Genomic DNA, 19,649 nt, shown 5'->3' with positions numbered 1-19,649 from the left:
AAACGACTTACAGCGTATATAAGTCGCTTTGTTTAAATAAGCTTTATTTACCAAGTATACGATGCCGATAACATTGCATTGCGTGGTTTACCCGGGAAGTATCTATCGCCAGTAAAACTGGTGTAATCAGCTCGCTCAGCATAGGCTTCGTCGGTTAGGTTAATAATGCGAGCCAAAACCTCAACATTTTTAGTTACTTGCCATTGGGCTCTAAAACTTAAAACTGAGTGGCCTTCGTATTTATTTAAGTTTTCGGGGTCTGTGTAATAGTTTCCAACATGATGCCACTGTAATACAAACCGTGCATTACTAAGCGCTTGCCAAGTAACATCGAGGTTTGCGATGTTGCGAGGCGCCGTATCTATGTCGTTGCCATTTATGTTTAAGCCATTAATTATCTGATCATTTGTGTAACTGTGTTTGGCATGTGTGCCTGCAAAGTTAACCGACACATTATTTGTTAATTGATAATCAAGCTCAAGTTCAACCCCTCTATGGCGAGAGCTGCCATCATTTACAGTAAAAAAGTCGCTATCGCGGTAAATAGTATTGTGCTTGCTCATGGCATAGATAGATAAGCCGTAACTAAATTTACTGTATATTCCTTTTAAACCAAATTCGGCGTTGTTGGCTACTTCTTCATTTAAATCAGTCGTGGTTTGCATACGTTGTAGTTGGTACAACTCTGCAGCTTGTGGTGCTCGGTAACCACGAGAAAAGTTAGCGTAAAGCGTGTTATTAGTGTTGTACTGGTAGCTTATTCCAAGCTTAGGCGAGGCATTGCTAAAGCTATTTTCAGTGCTGGCAGGGCGGCTGTACCTACAGCCACCAAACCCACATTCGCTGCCGTCTTCTTTTGTTCTGCCCGCAAGCATATTGTTTGTGTAGTCGTACTGCATGTGTTCGTAACGCACCCCTGCGGTTATCAGCCATTTATTTAATTGCCAATCTAGTGATGCAAATGGTGCATAGAGGGTCGCATTAACATCGTAATCATAATGCTTACCTTGTGGCACGGTAGCCACTAAAAATGCCGATCCTTGCGTTGCCTCATTTTGACTTTGTAAAAATGAGGCTTGAGTATATTCGCCATCTAAGCCTAAGTTTATAGTTACGTTATTATTTATAGGGTGCTGATAAAGAGATTGAATTCCAATACCTGTTTGACTGTTTTTTTCAAGCGGCGTGCCCGGCAAAAAGTGCTTAAAAAAGTCCATGTTTTGATCGCGCATATACACAGTGGTAGAAAGCACATCGTTATTGGCTAATTGCCATGTTGCATTACTCCATGCGCGCAAGGAGGTTGCCTTTCTAAATGCCTCAGGGTCAAAGTTTTGCTGTGCTATATCTTCATTTTTATAGCTTTCGAACCCTGTAATAAAACCAGCCGTTTGCTGATCTAAATGTGTGTATGTGATACCCGACGTAAGCAATACGTTATCACGCTCTAAACGATGACGAATGTTTACTTTTTGCTGCTTAACACTTTCATCATCACGATACCCTGTGTCGTCAGTAATGCTAGCGTTTATGCCAATACCACTGTTGCCATAGTTTTTTCCTGTGCGTAATTTAACGCGTGCGTAACCGTATGAGCCATAATCTAGGCCTAATAAACCGCCACCCTGGGTGGTATCGGGCGTTATTACGTTAATAACACCATGCACAGCGTTAGAGCCATAAAGCGCAGAGCCCGGGCCTTTTAATACTTCAATACGCTTTGCCATTTCGCTATGCGCTTCAAATAGCTCGTTTATATTACAAAAGCCCGCAGCCCGAAGGGCAATACCATCTTCTAAAGTTAACACACCACCACATGCGCCGGCACCTGATAAAACCTGGGAGCGAAGCGCAGGTAAATATTCTTGGCCATTGCCGCGTTGTATATTAGCGCCAGCAACGCGTTGTAGGGCTTCTTCAATATGAGTAGGTGCAATACTATTGAGTTGCGCCTCGGTTAATGTAGAGATCGACAATGGAAGGGGGGCAGAAAGTGCTTCTACCCTTGATGCTGTAGTGGTAATAACTTCAATTGGGTCTGTGTTTTTCTGATCAGCAAAAACAGGTTGGCTAAACGGCAAAATGAGCGGCAAACAATAATATTTCATACATACCTAAAACGTTGTAAAAATAGCTTAGGCTGATGATATGTGGTTTTTGTATGCATTTAAACTTGTTGCGTTAAAGCACATACTAACGCTAACCAATTAGCGGTCATTAAAGCGTTTAATTTGCTCATTAATTATGTTTATGTCAACGACACCTTGTTTAAATGCAATATAAACAGGCAAGCTAGATTCATCAAACTGGCGAGCATAAATGTCTGTATTATTTTTAGCAAACCAAAGACCAGCCTGATAATTGGTGATTACATAATCAACGCGTTTTTTTTCTAATAATTTAAATGAATCTGATGTTGAAAGTGAATGTATTATATTTTTAGGCAATATTTTGTATTTATCAGCTATTTCATTAGGTAAAGCAACGCCTCGGAGCATAGCTACTCTAGTGTGAGAAAAGTCTTCGTTATTTAGCGAATTTTTATCTAAAGCAAATAGTCCAAATTTGGTGACATGTGTAGGGTGCTGAGTAAACTCTAAATGTTTTTCGCGCAGTGTATTTGTCGCCAAGGAAAAATAACAGTCGTAATAGTTTAGGATCATTTCTTTTTTTACACGTGCCCAGGGTAAGTGTATTACTTTAATGTTTAAACCTAAGCTTTGCTTTAAGTAATTTATCAGATCAATGTCTGAGCCTGTAAATGTGTTTTTTTGCTCGTCGAAAATAGTATAAGGCGGGTAGTGAGTTGTAACGCAGCGCAATGTTTTACCTGGTTCGGCAAAGGCTAACGATGACGCCGTTAAAGCGAAGATTAATAAAATAAAGCGCATAACTATCAAATCCATTTTCTTTTAAGTATATAACCTATTTTTTAATTTTAAAGTGACTCATGAAATTGATGATCTATGCGTATTATTAACGCGTATATAAACATTTTTGGAAGGCATTATGTTTGACGCAGAGCAGCAATCACGCATCATAGAAATGGCATGGGAAGACAGAACGCCCTTCGAAGCCATTGAACAATTATACGGATTAAAATACCCTCAGCTTGTCGTTTTTATGCGAGATCATATTTCTAAGGGAAGCTTTAAAGTGTGGCGTAAGCGCCACGCAGGGCGTAAAACTAAGCACTTAAAGTTACGCGATCCCGCTATTATGCGCAGCCACTGTAAAACTCAGTATAAACACCGTTAACACCGTAAGTTTAAATTTAAGGGCTATTTCATTTGATGTTCATCCTAGCTTGTTAGTCTTAGATGACTATTAGCACTGGAGATATCCATGAAAGCAGTTATTTATACCGCACTCATCACACTTGCGCTGGCATCAGTTGGTGCACAGGCTAAACCAAACAAAAATAATTATGGTCAGCACCAAGGTAAAAAGGTTGGCCATAAAAAACACAAGCATCATGATCATAACTCTCTTTCTAAAAAAGAGAAAAAGCAGCTACTTCGTGCAGGGTGGACCCCACCTGGTAAAAGTAAGCGTTACTATACCGGTGACATTTTAGAAGTTGATATATACAAACGTGGTAGAGTTGTTGAACGTTCGAAAAATAATGGTACTGTAAGTATTGAAATCGACCGTAAAATTATTCACTTAGTACACGACACACGAGAAATCTTATCAATTTTGAGTCGCTAAATTAATTTAAAGGGATTTAAGTAATGCTTACATTGTTGGCTGTAACTACTGGCTTTTTTTTACTGGTAACTTTACTACCTATGTCATACAGCCAACACTACTTGGTTAGAAGTTGCGACTTTGTCCGCTTACAGGTGTTTTATATTGCTAGTTTTATATTTGTTAGCGCGTTATTTTTATTATGGTTAAACAGTAATACACACTATGCTTTTATTACGATCGTAGCCTTAATTATTATGATATTACAAGGGAAGTGGATTTTTCCTTATACTTGGCTTGCAAAAAAAGAAGTACAAAGCGCAAGTAAAAGTAGCCAGCACAGCATAAGAATAATGTCGGCAAATGTGCTTATGTCGAATCACAATAGCGAGCAACTAATAACGTTGGTGAATCAGCATAAACCTGATTTACTCATTACCCTTGAAAGCGATAGCTGGTGGGAAGAAAAGTTATCGGTGCTTAAAAAAGATTACCCTTACTATATAGAATGCCCGAAAGACAACCGCTATGGCATGCATTTATACAGCAAATTTAAATTACTCGATGCCCAAATATGTGAGCTCATTGAAGATGATATTCCTTCAATTCATATTTTATTTGAAAACGACGAAGGCCTAAAAATGCAGGGGCACTTTATTCACCCCGCACCACCTAGCCCAACTGAAGAAGATTCATCGCGTCCGCGTGATAGCGAATTAATCATGGTTGCCAAAGCGGTAAAAAATCCAACTCGCCCAACCATTGTAGCGGGCGATTTAAATGATGTAGCTTGGTCGCGCAGCACACGTTTATTTATGCAAATAAGTGGCTTTTTAGATCCCCGTAAAGGTCGCGGTTTTTATAACACATTCCATGCTGGTTACTTTTTTATGCGCTGGCCGCTCGATCATCTATTTCATAGCCAAGGGTTCAAAGTAAAACGTATTAAGCGCCTCGCAAAATATGGCTCAGACCACTTTGCGCTGCTTACCGAGCTTTCTTATGAAAATGCCAATCAGCAGTCATTAGAGGACAAACCCGACAAGTTAAAGCAAGAGGAAGTAGCAGAACTGACTATGAGCAAAGCCGATAAGCGAAAGGTGCCAAGGTTTGAGAAGAGCTAGCTGTTAGCTATTAGTTTTTAGCTGTTAGTTGAATACGTTTTAACTTGAACGCTCAGGCTTGATTCATGATACTTCATCAGCTAGTGTAGGTCGGACAAGCGAAGCGCCATCCGACACAGTAAAATACCTTGCCAGTTATAATCAATATTTTATGTTGTCGAGTGGCTCAGGGCGTGGAGTTGCCTTCCAGGTTTAACTCGTTTCTGCCCTAAAACGAGTTTAGGCGACGGTCGCAATTGAGCGATAAGCGATCATTGAGATTGGATAAATTTTAAAAATAACCAATATAGCTTATAAATACAGAAATCCAGACGAATGAACATATCAATAGCGCAATTAATACTGCTGCGGAGCCTAAATCTTTAGCGAGACCTGACAATGGATGAATCTCTAAGCCAACTCTGTCTATTGTTGCTTCTATTGCTGTATTAACAACCTCTGCGAATATCACAAATAAAACAGAGATTAGTAGCATGACCTTTTCGTAAATACCTATCTGCCAAATCGAAATAATAGTTAGCGATAAAGCGAGTAAAAAAAGCTCTTGTTTAAAAGCGGCTTCATTTTTAGCAAGCCATTTAAATGCACGCTGTGAATTTTTAAAAGCTATAACTACTCGATTAATACCTGACGGCTTATTTGCACTATCAAATTGCATTGGAAACTCTCTTTATAGACTTAGGGCCTTACAGGCGTTAAAAATATCGTATTCAGGTTGGTATTGACTGCTGCTTACTTGAGTTAAGCCAAGTAAAGTGTCAAAAATATTGTCGTGTGAAAATACTTTTGAGCGTTGTAACTCAATACAATGATTAAATTTAGAGTTAGCGAGTTTATTACTCCAAAAAATCATTGGAATATGGGTTTGCTCGCTTGGTGCTAATGCATATGGAAACCCGTGAAGGTATAAACCTTTCTCACCAAGTGACTCACCGTGATCTGACACATATAGAAGTGACTTCTTCGTTTCGTTACTTGTTTGTAATACTTTTATCAACTGGCTCAACACCTTGTCTGTGTATGCGATAGTATTATCATATGTGTTTGTTAGTTCAGTTGTACTACAGTTCTGAATATCGCTTCGAGAGCAATCAGGTTTAAACAAACTCTCGTGTTCAGGGTAACGACGATAATAAGTTGGTCCATGTGAGCCTATCATATGTAGAACAACCAATTTATGTTTAGCGTTACTAGTAGCTATCTTGTCTGCTAGTTTCGTAACTAATATTTCATCAAAACAGTAATGACCATCACATAACGGATCTTCTTTATTCGGCTCAATGTTGTCCGATTTGATGCGAGCACACACTCCTTTACAGCTGCTGTTATTATCAATCCATGTTACTTCAACACCACTACGTTGAATTATGTCTAGAGCATTCTCTTGACTACTAGCAAGCCGAGAATCATATTCTTTGCGGTTCAGTCGTGAAAACATACAGGGGACTGAAATAGCCGTCGCAGTTCCACATGATGAAACATCACTAAAATACTTTACGCCTAACTTGGGAGTATAAGCATTCGTTGCTCTACTATAGCCTTGTAGTGAAAAGTTAGCCGCCCGAGCTGTTTCCCCGACAACCATTACTGTTAGCGAAGTGCTCGTTTTATTTTTTAAACTGGGCAATTTATCGAGTACCTTGAAAGGTAATGGTGGATAAAAGTAATTATCCCTCAGGTATTTATAACCCGCTGTATAGAATGAAAACGGGGTGATATAACTTGTTACTTGTCGGTTGTTACGCCCAACAGAAGCGTATTCTTTATAAAAAGTTACTACTATTAAGGCACAACAGAGCAAAGCAAGTAGATTTAGCTTTGCAAAGCTTTTTAAACGTGCTCTAAAACTCCCTATAATTGTGAACTTGGAAAATAAGTAAGTAGGTACAACTCCCAATAAAACAATAAATAACACAAGCTGAAAGTTTAAATATGAAAATGCTTCACCTGAATTTGTTTCAACGATATTTTGTAACATGCTTTTGTCAAAAATAACGCCATAGTTAAGTGTTGAATAAAACAACAATGAGCAAACTAAAACACTAAATAGAAGTATAGGTTTAACAAAAGTAATTAAGGACAACCAACTTAAAACTAAAACAGTCAATGAGAAAAGCAATAGAGGGATTGACGCGATAAAAAGCCAATTTATATGCCCTGACTGTGTTGCAGCCATAAAAGTATTGTATAAAAACAAGCCATTAAATGCGATAACGATATACATTGAAACTAAGCAAACAAATTGGCTGTAACTTACTTGCCAAGACGAAATACAAAATCTTTTAAAAGCAATTTTCATAATTATTCCTTATCGCTATTTTTATTAGCTAAACGATAAAGCTGCTCGGTGTAAGCTAAGTTGCTAAATAACACATGAGCGAGTGCCTTTTCAGCTAACGTTTGATCTGCGTTTTGCTGTTCATTTTTTTCTTGTATTTTGGTTTGTTTGTTATAGCGCCAATAGCTGGTTTGTTGATTTGGCATTAGGATGACAGCGCGTTCATTTTCTAGGTATGCAAAATTGTCGTAGTACTGCATCATTGCACGTTCAACTGGGTAACTTTTAGTTAGATCAAAGCCCAGCATAGGGGTTGCTTGGTCAATTCCTAAAAGTGACAACAATGTAACAGGTAGATCAATTTGACTAACGAGTCTTGGATCGCGTTTACTTTTCATATCGCTGTTTAAAATAACAGCGGGTATATGAAAAGACTTCAAAGGGACAGGTTCAGAGCCAAAAACACGCACATCATGGTCTGCCACAACCAAAAATACGGTGTTTTCCCAGTACGACCGTGTTTTTGCTTTATTTATAAATTTCCCTAGTGCGTAATCGGCATACTTAATTGCAAGATCACGCTTATAGTTTTCAGGGTTATGCCCTTTGGGTAGCGATACTTTGCCTTGTGGTATATCAAACGGATCGTGATTACTAGAAGTAAATACAAGACTAAAAAATGGCTCTGTCGAATTACTTAATTTAGTCAGTTCTTTATCTGCTTGATTGAATAAGTCCTCATCACTTACCCCCCAAGAGGAGATAAACTGGGGATTTTCAATATGGTTGATGTCAACAATATCGTTAAACCCGTTTCCTAGAAAAAAGCTTTTCATATTGTCAAAATGGCTTTCACCGCCGTAGATAAACTGTGTTTTGTAACCTTCTTGACTCAATACATCCGCTAGTGAAAAAAAGTTATGCTGCGATTTAGATAGTTTAACTACCGAGCGAGATGGTGATGGTGTAAAACCTGTGGTAATTGCTTCAATACCTCTTACGGATCGCGTGCCCGTAGCATAAAGGTTGTCAAATCCCCACCCTTGTTGATAAAGCTCATCAAGTTCAGGCGTAATATCTAACCCACCAAGTTCCCCAACAAATCGGGCACCTAAACTTTCCTCAAGTATTATAACTAAGTTTTTTTTAACACCAGACACAAAAGGCTTGTTGTGCGCCAAGGTTGGAATATTTCCGGTGACAAACTGTTTTCGATAAGAAGCCTTTTTGACCGTATCTATAATTTGTTGACGAGGCATTGTGCCATACAAATTACTGGCACTTTTTTCGTTACCCATGTTTTTCAGCGCAAACGCAACACTGTAAGTGGAGTTAAGAACAAGTGAGTTTACTAGTGAATCTTGAGAAAAATAGACTAATGCAGGATTAAGCGGCCGGTGGCTCAATGTACCTCTAGCAGCAAATAAGCAGATTATTAAAGCAGCCATTAGAATGGGTAAATTGGATGCTTTTTTCAGTGACTGTGGTTGTGTGAATGCCCTGCATAAAAGGCGATAGCTATAAACGCTTGTTAACGAGGCCAAAAGCAATGTACTTAGCATTGCAAAAAGATGGCCATGCACTAACATTGAGAAGACTTCTTGTGGGTAATCAAGGTATTCAATATATAATCGGTTAGGCCTTACATCATATTGATTGATGAATGCAGGTGTTGATGCTTCAACAATAACAACTACAGTTACAACGCTGCTACCGTAAAGTGTAAAAATACGCTGGAAAAGCTCTGTTTTATGGCGTGCAACTACATTCAGTATCAGTATAAAAACCCCAATAGTTGCTAAGTATCCAATGCTACTTAAGTCTATTCTGATTGCTCCTGATATGATCGGCCAAATATCACCATCATTTAATCTTGAATGTTGCCAAAACAATAAAGCAATGCGGGAAGTTATAAAGATTGATATCAATATAATAGTAAAACGCAACAAGGGTTTTAAAACGGAAGTATTTGCTGTCATAGTTGTGCTCGATCTTAATAATTGCAGCAATACTAAAAACCGAAACTTAAGAAATCCTGAGTCTAAACTTAATATTGGCTAAACTATGGAAACTTAAGCAAGTCTTAAGTAAAACTTAAGCTATATGGCGTAACCTAATGATGAAGTTGCATTTCAGGTGAATGAGTAACACATGAAGTTATTAATAATTGAAGATTCAGCGTCACTAAGGCGTAGTTTACGAATTGGCTTAGCAAATCTAGGCTTTGCGGTTGATGACACCGGTGATGGTGCACAAGGGCTGAGTATGGCGATGACAGGTGGGTATGAGCTTATAATACTTGATATTATGTTACCGAGTATCGATGGTATTACTTTATTGCAAACCATAAGAACCAAACAGCTTGATTCTAAAGTCTTAATTTTGTCAGCTAAGCAAGAACCTGAAGACCGTGTTTTAGGGCTTTTAACAGGAGCGGATGATTATCTGACTAAACCCTTTTCATTTGATGAGCTCCACGCTCGACTGCTAAATTTAATGCGCCGTGGAGGATTGAAGATGATGAGTGATATCATAACCATTGATAATTTAGCACTGAATTTACAGTTAAAACTGCTAAAAGTTGCTGACAATGTTATTGACTTAACACCCAATGAGTACAAAATCGTCGAATGTTTATTTAGCAATCAAAATAAAGTGTTTAGTGCAGAAAAGCTAAGTACCTACCTTGCAGGGCAATATGATTTGATATCAAAGAACTCGATTGAAGCCCATTTATCATCTGCTCGCAAAAAAGTAAGAGTTGCAGGAGGGGAGCTGCCAATTCAAACCAAACGTGGTTTTGGTTATATTGTACAAGGACAATAATGAAATCTATTCGCAGTAAATTAGTTGTTACACTCTCGGTAACTATAACTAGCTTTGTTTTATGCATTTTGTTGGCAACCGACATTGCTGTTGATAGTTGGATAGATAATGAGTTTGATCGCAGCCTGCAATCAAAAGCAGGTATGTTAATGACCTTAGTACATAAAACTAATGAAGGTTTTTCGTTTAACTTTTCTAGTGAGTTTATGCCTGAGTTTGCAGGGGAAATAGAGCCTGAGTACTTTCAAATATGGAGCAAAGAAGGCACTTTCACTCGCTCCAAAAGTTTAGATTTATTTGAGGTTAAAAACTTACCATTTGAAGGCTTGGAGATTGGCGAATCAAAAATACGCCTTTTACAATTACCTGATGGCCGAGATGGTCGAGTGTTTTATAGTCGTTTTATACCAAAAGGAAAAGACAATACATCAGAAGATACACATAAAAAAACAAATGATGAGCCACTGACTTTAGCTTATGCAGCGTCTTCTGAGGAAGTTGATTTTGTACTTTGGTTGATTGACGTTATTTTTATAGTGACCACAATTGCAGTTATTGTATTTATTCGATTATTTGTCAGGAAGGCGATAGATACATCACTTGCGCCATTAATTAAACTCAACCAAGATATTAGTCAGTTAAGTATTACCAGTGAAGGTTCACAGATATTTATACAAGAGCCAGTTCAAGAACTCTTGCCTATTGTTGAAAGTTTAAACGCCTTTATTAAAGAGAATAGACAACTTTACCTAAGGGAAAAGCGACTTACATCCGATATTGCCCATGAAATAAAAACGCCCATTGCCGAATTGATTAATATGGCTGAAGTTGCTATCAGGTTTCCAAATGAGATAGAACTCAATGAGGATTTTAAGCCAGAAGCGTTGAAAATAAGTTTACGGCTTAAAAATATCGTTTCGAACTTATTGCTATTACATAAATACAGTGATGGTAAGCTAATAAAACAAGATGCTTGTGATTTAAATCAAGTTATTACCAGAGTCTTAGAAAACACTGATTTATCGCGTGTAAATTTGGAGTTAAATGAGAGTGCACCAGCAATTATAAGCAACTTGTTTGCCCTCGAATCAATTATTAGCAATTTAGTTAACAACGCTAAACAATACAGCCCACTAAATTCAAAAATTTTAGTTTCGACAATGATTTCAAAAGAAAAACTTTTACTTTTGTCAGTTACTAACTCCCTTATTGAACCTTTGAGTGATAATGATATAGACCAATTATTTGACCCTTTATGGCAAAAAGACACTTCAAGAACATCGAATGATAACTTTGGATTGGGGTTATCAATCGCTAAAACGCTTAGTAAAGCAATTGATGCGCAATTAAGTGCAGAAGTTAGTGACAGAAAAATCACATTCTCTTTAGCCTTAAACACTGATTAGTTTATTTAGCCCTACATAGAAATAAAGGCTGGGGAATGCAATTATGTGATGAGGCTCCTAAATACTTAATTGTACTGGCAGCTATCAAACAATCAACTACGTTTCTGCGGCTTAGCAGGGTGTTGTTATCACTATACATTTTACAGAGCCGTCCTTCGGCTCTAACTCGTTTTTGTCCACAAACGAGTTTGCTGACCGTTTGCTCATCACTCTTACCTGCCAAGCCTGGCTTTCTGAAATGTAAGCTAAGCATTTGTTTTTAATGTAAAAATTAAGATTTATTTTGATTTTTCTCACTGTGTTTATGGCTTTAAATACACTTGTAGGATGGATCTATTCGTGCATAAAACCATGGAGATTCGCCCATAAAAAAGCCTAAAAGTGATTGCTCACCTTTAGGCTTAATAATATTTTTAAAATACGTATTAATACTTTTTTAATACGTGTATTTCACGTGTGTAGCTAAATTAGCTATTAACCATAATACATTTAATATTCACAAATTCGCGCATCCCAAAGCCACCATGCTCTCGGCCGTAGCCGCTTTCTTTAACACCGCCAAACGGTAGGTTTGGCTGCGCTAAACCATAGCCGTTAATGTTGATCATACCGGTATCAAAGTGCTTTTTAGCCATTTCGATAGCTTTTTTCTCATCTTTAGAAAAAATACCACCGCCTAAACCATAGCGAGAGTCGTTGGCGATACGCATGGCATCGTCGTTGTCTTTTGCTTTAATAAGTGAAGCGACAGGGCCAAATAATTCGTCGTCGTATGCAGGCATACCCGGCGATAAGTTATCAACAATTGTGGGCGGGTAGTAGTAACCCGTTTGCGATGGAATTTCACCACCCGTTACAATATTTGCACCTGCTTTAACCGATTGCATGACTTGGTCATGAATACCGTCGCGTAAGTCTTCACGTGCCATTGGGCCAAGGTCTGTATCATCGGCCATTGGGTCGCCCATTTTTAACGCTTCAAACTGTTCTTTAATTTGTGCTTTAAAGTCATGATAAAGTGATTCAACCACTACAAAGCGTTTTGCAGAAACACAGGTTTCGCCGTTGTTAATAATTCGGCCCATTACGCAGGTTTTAACGGCTAGTTCTAAATCAGCATCGTCTAACACTAAGTAAGCGTCGTTACTGCCAAGTTCTAGTACTATTTTTTTGACATGTTTACCGGCTTCTTCAGCTACTTTTTTACCCGTTGCATCACTACCAGTGAAGGTCACGCCACTAATTGCTTTGTGTGCAATTAGGCTGCTTGCCGTTTTGCCATCAATTAATAAATTACTAAAACAGTATTCAGGAAAACCAGCTTGTTTAAATAAGGCTTCAATTTTTTCAGCCATGCCAAATACGTTACCCGCATGTTTTAAAACGGTGGTATTACCGGCCATAATGTTAGCCGCGCTGTAACGTATAACTTGATAAAGCGGAAAGTTCCAAGGTTGAATACCTAACAATACGCCTGTTGGTTGGTAACTAATAATTGCGCGGCCTCCGTCCATGTCGCGCTCTTCATCTGCAAGCACCTGTGGGCCGTTTTCAGCGGTATAACGGCAAATGCCCGCGCACAACTCAACTTCTTGAAAACCTTGCTCGTACACTTTACCCATTTCTTCGGTCATTAATTTAGCAATGGCTTCTTTTTGTTCTTCAAAAAGTGTTGCTAGGGCATTTAAATGTTTTGCACGTTCTTCAAACGACGTCAAATGCCATTTTAAATATGTTTCGTGAGATTTTTCGATTACTTGCTCAGCCTCATGTTGAGAAAGTAGCGTGTAGGTATCGATGGTTTGCTCAGTTGCCGGATTAATCGTTTTAACTGTATTGCTCATTCCTATCTCCTTACAATTTATGTAAGCAAGTAGGTGCAAAACAAAGGCCAATATAATCTAATAAATAATCTAAGGTTAACCTTTTGATTAATAATGGCTATTTTGTTTTTAAATTGTTGTTTTATTTTTTTTATAGCTTTTTTAAATTAGGGAAGGTAAAAAATACTGGTCAGTGCAAAATTTACAAACTTATAAAGGAGTTAAATAGCGTTAGAAAAGTGTTTGTGCAATTTGTTTGAGCAGGTACGTTTCTCGTAAAATAGATAGGCCTTGTTTTTCACTATTTGCTAATGTGCGCTCGTTGTGTGCAATTGCATCGTTTATATCTACCCACTTGGCAGTCATGCCATTTTGCTGTTCGTAGTGTTCTAATTTTGCTTTTCCAAACTCATCTGCAATGTTACACACATAGCAATACGATTTTATATGAATAATATCAAAGTCGTCTTTATACCAAGGGCGGTATTCTTCGTAGAGCCCGAAGTCTTTAATTACCGTGATATTTTGCGCACCGGTTTCTTCATTTAGCTCGCGAATTAAGCCTTTTTCAATACTTTCACCTTCATCTACACCTCCGCCCGGTAGGCTGTAATCGTCATAACGATTGGTGTACATAAGTAGTATTTTATTATCTTTTATTACAATGGCACGCGCTGTGATGCGTGTGAAATGAGTGCCTTGGTTTATATTAATACCTGAGTGGATTAGGGTTTTTAATTGCTGCATTTCATCTCCTTCTATTAAAAAGTGAGTATATCAGTGGTATAAGTATTAGTTGCCAATAAAAATTATTTTTATTGTGATCGTTTTTTTTCAGCTTACGTAAATAGAAGGCTGATATTATGGAACAACAAATCATTTAAGTTTTAAAAGATTAGATCAATACACACCTTTAAATTAGTTCTTAGGGTGCGTAGAATAAAAAAAAAGAACAGGGATTTATCATGTTAAACATACTTTTAGTAGATGATGACGTTGAATTTAGTGACGTTGTTTGCCACATAGTCGAATTCCTCGGCCATAATATAAGCACCGCAACCAGTTTAAAAGAAGCACACCAGTGGTTTGAAAATAATACCTTTGATCACGTGCTACTTGATTTTATGTTACCTGATGGAAGCGGACTTCATTTGCTTGACCATTTAAAAATAATTGGCCAGTCTCCAAAAATTACACTCATATCGGGCCACCCTTCAGTGAAGGGAATATTGGCTGATATGTGTGAGCCTAATATTGGGCACCTTCTAAAACCCCTCCAACGCGAAGATTTAGAGCTTGTTTTAAACGGCCCTAAAAAAGTAGCCGTTAAAAAGGCAAAAACCAGTGGTATTACGCGTCATTTTGGCAGCTTAATTGGCGAGTCAGAGCCAATGCACAAACTGTACAATATGATTGAGCGAGTAGCTAAAACAAACGCTAATGTCATGTTAATGGGCGAAAGTGGCGCAGGTAAAGAGGTAGTGGCTCAAGCAATACATAATGCGAGTCAATGCGAAGGCCCGTTAGTGGCTAGTAACTGTGGTGCACTTTCAAAAGAGCTGATTGGCAGTGAGTTGTTTGGCCATGAAAAAGGCGCATTTACAGGTGCAATTGCGCGTAAAGAAGGGGTGTTTGAGCAATCAAACGACGGTACTTTGTTTTTAGATGAAGTAACCGAAATGCCAATTGATATGCAGCCTAATTTATTGCGCGTTCTCGAAACCAAAAAAGTAACTCGTGTTGGTGGCAATAAAGAAATTCCAACTAATTGCCGAGTCATTTCTGCAACCAACCGATCGTTAGAAGATTTAGCACAAAATAACGTTATTCGTGAAGATATTTACTTTAGGTTAGCAGTGTTTCCTATTGATATACCGCCACTTAGAGACCGAAAAGACGATATTCCACTGTTGGCCAAAGCATTTTTAGATCAGTTAAACGATGAAAATGGCACCGCATTTAGTTGGACTGCTGCACAGCTTAAAGAGCTACAAAGTTATGAGTGGCCTGGCAATGTGCGTGAAATCCGCCATGCAATACACCGTGCTTTTATCATGAGTGACCCTAAATCAGGCGAAGTGACATTACCAGATAATCTTGAGTCGCCATTCTCTCGCGTGAACAATCAAGCCACTGACAACGCGGTATCGGCTGGGCAAACCATAGAAGAAGTTGAAAAAGAGCTTATTCATGCAACACTCGATAAGGTACAAGGAAATAAAACACTTGCTGCACAAATGCTGGGCATTAGTACTAAAACACTTTACAACCGTCTGAATGCCTATGGTGGTATTGGCGAGTATAAATAAGTTGAGAGATAACATGACACAGAGCAATCAACCGGAGCCGCTTAATAAATTAGTTCATGACGCAAGAGCCCCTTTAAATCGCATTTCGATGAATGCAGAGTTAATTAAGTTGGTACTTGAAAACGATATGCCAAAAGAAAAAGCACTTGAGGCACTTAATAAAATTATTGTTAATTGCCAGCAATGCAGTGAAAGCTTACAGCAAATTGTTGATTCTCAATAATTAATGCGTGTTTTATACGCAAACAGGAAAGTAAAATAAGCATGCAAAAACAACAAGGTAAAGCAAACGTTACGTGGGCGGCTTTTATAGTTGTGGTGTTATCTATTATTGTGGGTAATGCATTTTTAGCATTAAATACCATTCAAGGGTTAACTCAAACACAAAAAAGCTTAGATAACACCAACATGCTAAGTTCGGCAATAGAGCAATTGCACTTATCTATTGTACAGGCAGAGTCTGGGCAGCGTGGTTACTTGCTGACAGAGGAAGATGATTACCTCACACCTTACTACGATGCAGTTGGGCAGCTTGAAGCGCAAACCGATCATGTTAAGTCTCTGCACTCAGAAATTGATGGCCAATCAGAGCGGATAGCTCAGCTGCTTGTATTGACAGAAAGTAAAATTGAAGAGCTAAAAAACACCGTTAATTTAGCGCTTGATGATAAAGAGCGCCGTGCACTCGCTATTTTAAACACCCACAAAGGCCGAGAGCTTTATAAGCAAATTCGTGAACGTGTTAATGATATTCAAGACCGTGAATTACTGTTTAAGGTAAGCCATTTCTCTAAACTCGCTCAAATTAAAAACGAAGCTAAAATTACGTTTGCAATTACCGCGATTACTAGCGCAATACTGATTATTGGTATGTTTGTAATGACGCGTATGAACCTGAGAAATGCGGCTCAATATCGGTTTGATCTTGAAAAGCAAAACGAAACATTGGCTAGTAAGGTATCTGAGCGCACACAAGAGCTCACTTTGTATTCAGACGAGTTAAGCCGAAGTAACCGAGAGCTGGAGGAATTTGCCTTTGTGGCAAGCCATGATTTGCAAGAGCCACTTCGTAAAATTCAGGCATTTAGTGACCGATTAGAAACCATGTTTAAAGATGATTTAGGTGAAAAAGGCTTAGATTATATTGGACGTATGAAAAATGCCGCACAGCGAATGTCGAACTTAATTAACGACTTGTTAGAGTTTTCGCGTGTTACTACACGAGGTAAGGACTTTGATGATACCAACTTAAATGAAGTAGTAGACGACATTCTTAGCGATTTGGAAATTGCAATAAAAGAGTCAGATGCGCAAATTGAAGTGGCCGAACTACCGGTTATTCAGGCAGATAAAAGCCAAATGCAGCAGCTTTTTTTAAATTTACTGTCCAATGCGGTTAAATTTAGACGCCCAGATGCGAGCCCGCATATAAAAATTAGCTACGAACACGAAGCTATTTTTAATGAAGATCACAATGCAGAATTAAGCTTTCAAGTTATTACTATAAAAGATAATGGTATAGGGTTTTCTCAAGACTATGCCGACAAAATATTTGTACCATTTCAGCGCTTACATGGTCGTTCACAGTATAAAGGAACGGGTATTGGCCTTTCTGTGTGCAGACGAATTGTAGAACGCCATGGCGGTACTATTACGGCTAAAAGTAAAGACGGTGAAGGGGCAACCTTCATTATAAAATTACCTGTGGAAGCTGCGCTTTTCACTTTGCAAGGAGAGGCTTAAATGCCCTACACAAAAGTTAAACCAATTACTATTTTAATGGCAGATGACGACGAAGATGATCGCTTATTAACGCAAGATGCACTCGCGGAAAGTCGAGTGCTCAATGAGCTTCACTTTGTTGAAGATGGTGTTGAGCTTCTTGAGTATTTAGAGCGAAAGGGCAAGTTTGCTGATAAAGAGGTTTCTCCTCGCCCTGGACTTATTTTGCTTGATTTAAACATGCCAAGAATGGATGGCCGTGAGGCGTTAGAAGCGATTAAAGCAAACCCAAATTTAAAAGGGATTCCAGTTGTTATTTTAACTACATCGAAACAAGAAGAAGATATGGTTAAAGGGTACAACTTAGGTGCGGCTTCATACATTACCAAGCCAGTTACCTTTGACGGCTTAGTTGATTTAATGAAAACACTAGGCAAATACTGGGTTGAATTTGTAGAGCTACCAAGTACTTTTAACGATTAATGGAGATTGTATGTTAGATAAAGTGACTCAATTGCTGCTTGTAGAAGACGATGAAGATGATTACATACTCACCTGCGACTATTTGGAACAATTAGACTCACATACGTTTAACGTTCAATGGGTAAGTTCTCCAGAGCAAGCAATTGAAACGCTCAGTAAAAACGAGCACGACATTTGTTTGCTTGATTACCGCTTGGGTGCATCTAATGGGCTTGATGTTTTAAAAGAGGCGATAGCAAATGGCTTTAGCGGGCCTATTATTATGCTAACTGGGCAATCGGATGATGAGTTAGACTCTGCAGCACTTGATGCCGGGGCCGTTGATTATTTGATTAAAGGAGAAATGAGCTCAAGCCGTTTTGCTCGTGCAATTCGTTACGCCCTTGCCCGAAAAGATGTTGAAGGAGAACGGGTAGAGCGATTAAAAGCGGAAGCTGAAAACCGTTCAAAAGACCGTTTTTTAGCACACCTAAGTCATGAGTTACGTACACCGCTTTCGTCTATTTTAGGTTACACAGAATTGTTGATGCAAAGCGACTTTAGTCAGCAAGCTGAAAACGAGCTAGGGGTTATTTATCGAAATGGTAAGCACTTACTTAGCCTTCTTAATGATGTATTAGACTTATCAAAAATAGCCGCAGATAAGCTAGAGCTTACGCTCAGTGAAGTAAACCTTGATAGCATGCTTGCTGATGTATACACGTTAATGCGTGTGTCGGTGCTTGATAAAGGCTTAACTTTACGCTTTGAATCCGATCAAGCACTCCCGCTTGTTGCTCGCCTTGATGCCACCCGTGTTCGACAAATATTAATAAATTTAATTAATAACGCAGTTAAGTTTACCGATAAAGGCGAAATAGTTGTTAAGGCATGGACGCAGCATGTTGATAACAAAGAAATGCTCTTTTTTAGCATTAAAGATTCAGGCATGGGTATTGCCCCTGAAAAACAACAGCTGATTTTTAAACCGTTTGAACAAATAGCGGATGTTGAATCGCGCTCAGTCGGCGGTGCGGGGCTAGGCTTGGCAATATGTGCAGAGCTATTATCTCGTATGCAAGGCAATATAAGTTTGCATTCAGAAATAGGCAAAGGTTCTACCTTTACTATTTCGGTGTACCCTGGTGACATTAGTGATGTTGAACGGCAAGTGCTTAACTTTAGCAGTGTCCCGCAGTTACAAAGTAAATTAACGCCGAGTAAAGTGCATGGACGTGTATTGGTTGTTGATGATTTACGCGACTTACGTATGCTCGTTGGGCACATGATCAGTAGCTGCGGCGCGCGAGTAGACTATGCAGAGCATGGCCAACAAGCACTTGAGAAAGTACGTATAGCCGACGCCTACAAGGCACCTTACGATATCATTTTTATTGATATTCATATGCCTGTAATGGGTGGTAAAGAAGCAACCATCGAGCTTAGAAAAATGGGCTACAAAGGGCCAATAATTGCGCTTACGGCTGCCACAATGAAAGGTATACACGAAGAGCTTGCCGCGCTTGGTTTTAACGATGTGATACCCAAACCAGTAGATAGCAGTGCGCTATATCAATGTCTTCAAGATTATTTAGTGTCGCCGGAAAATGCTCCTCAGGCAAAAGATATTCAAGTTAAAGCGCTAAGTGAAAAAAGGCAGCGCTTTTTACTCGTCGAGGACGATGACGATGCAGCACAAATAACCCAGTTGCTTTTAGAAAGCTTAGGAGTAGAGACGGTTATAGCATCAAGCTGCGCGCAGTGTTTGCAAATACTTAACCACGATCAGCAATTTGATAAAGTATTGCTAGACATGCATTTACCCGATGGCAGTGGAATTGATTTAGGTGAGCAGGTTAATGAACGTTATCCTGAACTTCGCCTAGTTATTGTAAGTGGTGCGGAACCTGATCCTACAGAGATAAAGGATTTAAATATTGATCGTGTTTTATTAAAACCTATAAATTTAGGCTTATTAGAAACACTTATAAGTTAAAGCATAAGGTTTA

Annotated in this window: 17 protein-coding genes; 10 read left to right on the top strand and 7 right to left on the bottom strand. The window is 38.7% G+C overall.

Annotated features, from left to right (window positions below):
- Window positions 1–47: 47 nt before the first annotated feature.
- Entirely contained in the window at window positions 48–2,108 is a 2,061-nt protein-coding gene (locus tag CWB62_RS15205; protein ID WP_138529779.1) for a TonB-dependent receptor, read from the bottom strand.
- 99 nt (window positions 2,109–2,207) lie between these two features.
- Window positions 2,208–2,891, bottom strand: coding sequence for a substrate-binding periplasmic protein (locus CWB62_RS15200; protein WP_058404227.1), 684 nt, complete (start codon window positions 2,889–2,891; stop codon window positions 2,208–2,210).
- Between the two features lie 118 nt (window positions 2,892–3,009).
- On the opposite strand from CWB62_RS15200, the gene CWB62_RS15195 reads away from it, so the two are divergent.
- The 3 genes from CWB62_RS15195 (at window position 3,010) to CWB62_RS15185 (ending at window position 4,814) form a co-directional block, all read left to right on the top strand.
- The gene (locus tag CWB62_RS15195) at window positions 3,010–3,258 is read left to right on the top strand and encodes a TIGR03643 family protein (RefSeq protein ID WP_058404228.1); all 249 of its coding nucleotides are present in this window, start codon (window positions 3,010–3,012) and stop codon (window positions 3,256–3,258) included.
- A gap of 87 nt (window positions 3,259–3,345) precedes the next feature.
- The gene (locus CWB62_RS15190) at window positions 3,346–3,711 is read left to right on the top strand and encodes a hypothetical protein (RefSeq protein WP_058404229.1); all 366 of its coding nucleotides are present in this window, start codon (window positions 3,346–3,348) and stop codon (window positions 3,709–3,711) included.
- A gap of 23 nt (window positions 3,712–3,734) precedes the next feature.
- Window positions 3,735–4,814, top strand: a complete 1,080-nt coding sequence (locus CWB62_RS15185; protein ID WP_138529777.1) for an endonuclease/exonuclease/phosphatase family protein — start codon at window positions 3,735–3,737, stop codon at window positions 4,812–4,814.
- Window positions 4,815–5,085: 271 nt separating this feature from the next.
- On the opposite strand, the gene CWB62_RS15180 is transcribed toward CWB62_RS15185, so the two are convergent.
- Genes CWB62_RS15180 through CWB62_RS15170 form a run of 3 tightly spaced genes read right to left on the bottom strand, consistent with a single transcriptional unit; the run spans window position 5,086 to window position 9,071 of the window.
- Window positions 5,086–5,472 carry a diacylglycerol kinase gene (locus CWB62_RS15180; RefSeq protein WP_138529775.1) on the bottom strand — a complete coding sequence of 129 codons (387 nt, stop codon included), beginning with the start codon at window positions 5,470–5,472 and terminating at the stop codon, window positions 5,086–5,088.
- Between the two features lie 12 nt (window positions 5,473–5,484).
- On the bottom strand, window positions 5,485–7,113 hold the full coding sequence (locus CWB62_RS15175) for a phosphoethanolamine transferase (protein WP_138529773.1): 1,629 nt from the start codon (window positions 7,111–7,113) through the stop codon (window positions 5,485–5,487).
- Between the two features lie 2 nt (window positions 7,114–7,115).
- The gene (locus CWB62_RS15170; protein ID WP_138529771.1) at window positions 7,116–9,071 is read right to left on the bottom strand and encodes an LTA synthase family protein; all 1,956 of its coding nucleotides are present in this window, start codon (window positions 9,069–9,071) and stop codon (window positions 7,116–7,118) included.
- A gap of 172 nt (window positions 9,072–9,243) precedes the next feature.
- On the opposite strand from CWB62_RS15170, the gene CWB62_RS15165 reads away from it, so the two are divergent.
- A complete protein-coding gene (locus tag CWB62_RS15165) occupies window positions 9,244–9,918 on the top strand; it encodes a response regulator transcription factor (RefSeq protein ID WP_058404233.1) in 675 nt (224 codons plus the stop codon).
- Window positions 9,918–11,324 carry a sensor histidine kinase gene (locus tag CWB62_RS15160; protein ID WP_138529769.1) on the top strand — a complete coding sequence of 469 codons (1,407 nt, stop codon included), beginning with the start codon at window positions 9,918–9,920 and terminating at the stop codon, window positions 11,322–11,324. Before CWB62_RS15165 ends, CWB62_RS15160 begins: the two co-directional genes overlap by 1 nt.
- Before the next feature lie 467 nt (window positions 11,325–11,791).
- Here CWB62_RS15160 and CWB62_RS15155 read toward each other — a convergent pair whose 3' ends face one another.
- Together CWB62_RS15155 and CWB62_RS15150 are read right to left on the bottom strand one after the other, a co-directional pair.
- Complete coding sequence (locus tag CWB62_RS15155) at window positions 11,792–13,168, bottom strand: NAD-dependent succinate-semialdehyde dehydrogenase (RefSeq protein ID WP_138529767.1); 1,377 nt, start codon at window positions 13,166–13,168, stop codon at window positions 11,792–11,794.
- Between the two features lie 210 nt (window positions 13,169–13,378).
- Entirely contained in the window at window positions 13,379–13,894 is a 516-nt protein-coding gene (locus CWB62_RS15150) for an NUDIX hydrolase (protein ID WP_138529765.1), read from the bottom strand.
- 218 nt (window positions 13,895–14,112) lie between these two features.
- On the opposite strand from CWB62_RS15150, the gene CWB62_RS15145 reads away from it, so the two are divergent.
- Genes CWB62_RS15145 through CWB62_RS15125 form a run of 5 tightly spaced genes read left to right on the top strand, consistent with a single transcriptional unit; the run spans window position 14,113 to window position 19,636 of the window.
- Complete coding sequence (locus tag CWB62_RS15145) at window positions 14,113–15,456, top strand: sigma-54-dependent transcriptional regulator (RefSeq protein WP_138529763.1); 1,344 nt, start codon at window positions 14,113–14,115, stop codon at window positions 15,454–15,456.
- A 13-nt stretch (window positions 15,457–15,469) separates the two neighbouring features.
- The gene (locus tag CWB62_RS15140) at window positions 15,470–15,679 is read left to right on the top strand and encodes a histidine kinase (RefSeq protein WP_058404238.1); all 210 of its coding nucleotides are present in this window, start codon (window positions 15,470–15,472) and stop codon (window positions 15,677–15,679) included.
- A gap of 35 nt (window positions 15,680–15,714) precedes the next feature.
- Window positions 15,715–17,199 carry a sensor histidine kinase gene (locus tag CWB62_RS15135; RefSeq protein WP_138529761.1) on the top strand — a complete coding sequence of 495 codons (1,485 nt, stop codon included), beginning with the start codon at window positions 15,715–15,717 and terminating at the stop codon, window positions 17,197–17,199.
- Window positions 17,200–17,661, top strand: coding sequence for a response regulator (locus CWB62_RS15130; RefSeq protein WP_008126515.1), 462 nt, complete (start codon window positions 17,200–17,202; stop codon window positions 17,659–17,661).
- A 10-nt stretch (window positions 17,662–17,671) separates the two neighbouring features.
- The gene (locus CWB62_RS15125) at window positions 17,672–19,636 is read left to right on the top strand and encodes a response regulator (protein WP_138529759.1); all 1,965 of its coding nucleotides are present in this window, start codon (window positions 17,672–17,674) and stop codon (window positions 19,634–19,636) included.
- Window positions 19,637–19,649 lie beyond the last annotated feature (13 nt).

The organism is Pseudoalteromonas sp. S408 (assembly GCF_005886645.1).
GTDB lineage: Bacteria > Pseudomonadota > Gammaproteobacteria > Enterobacterales > Alteromonadaceae > Pseudoalteromonas.
This window is presented reverse-complemented; position numbering and strand designations above follow the sequence as displayed.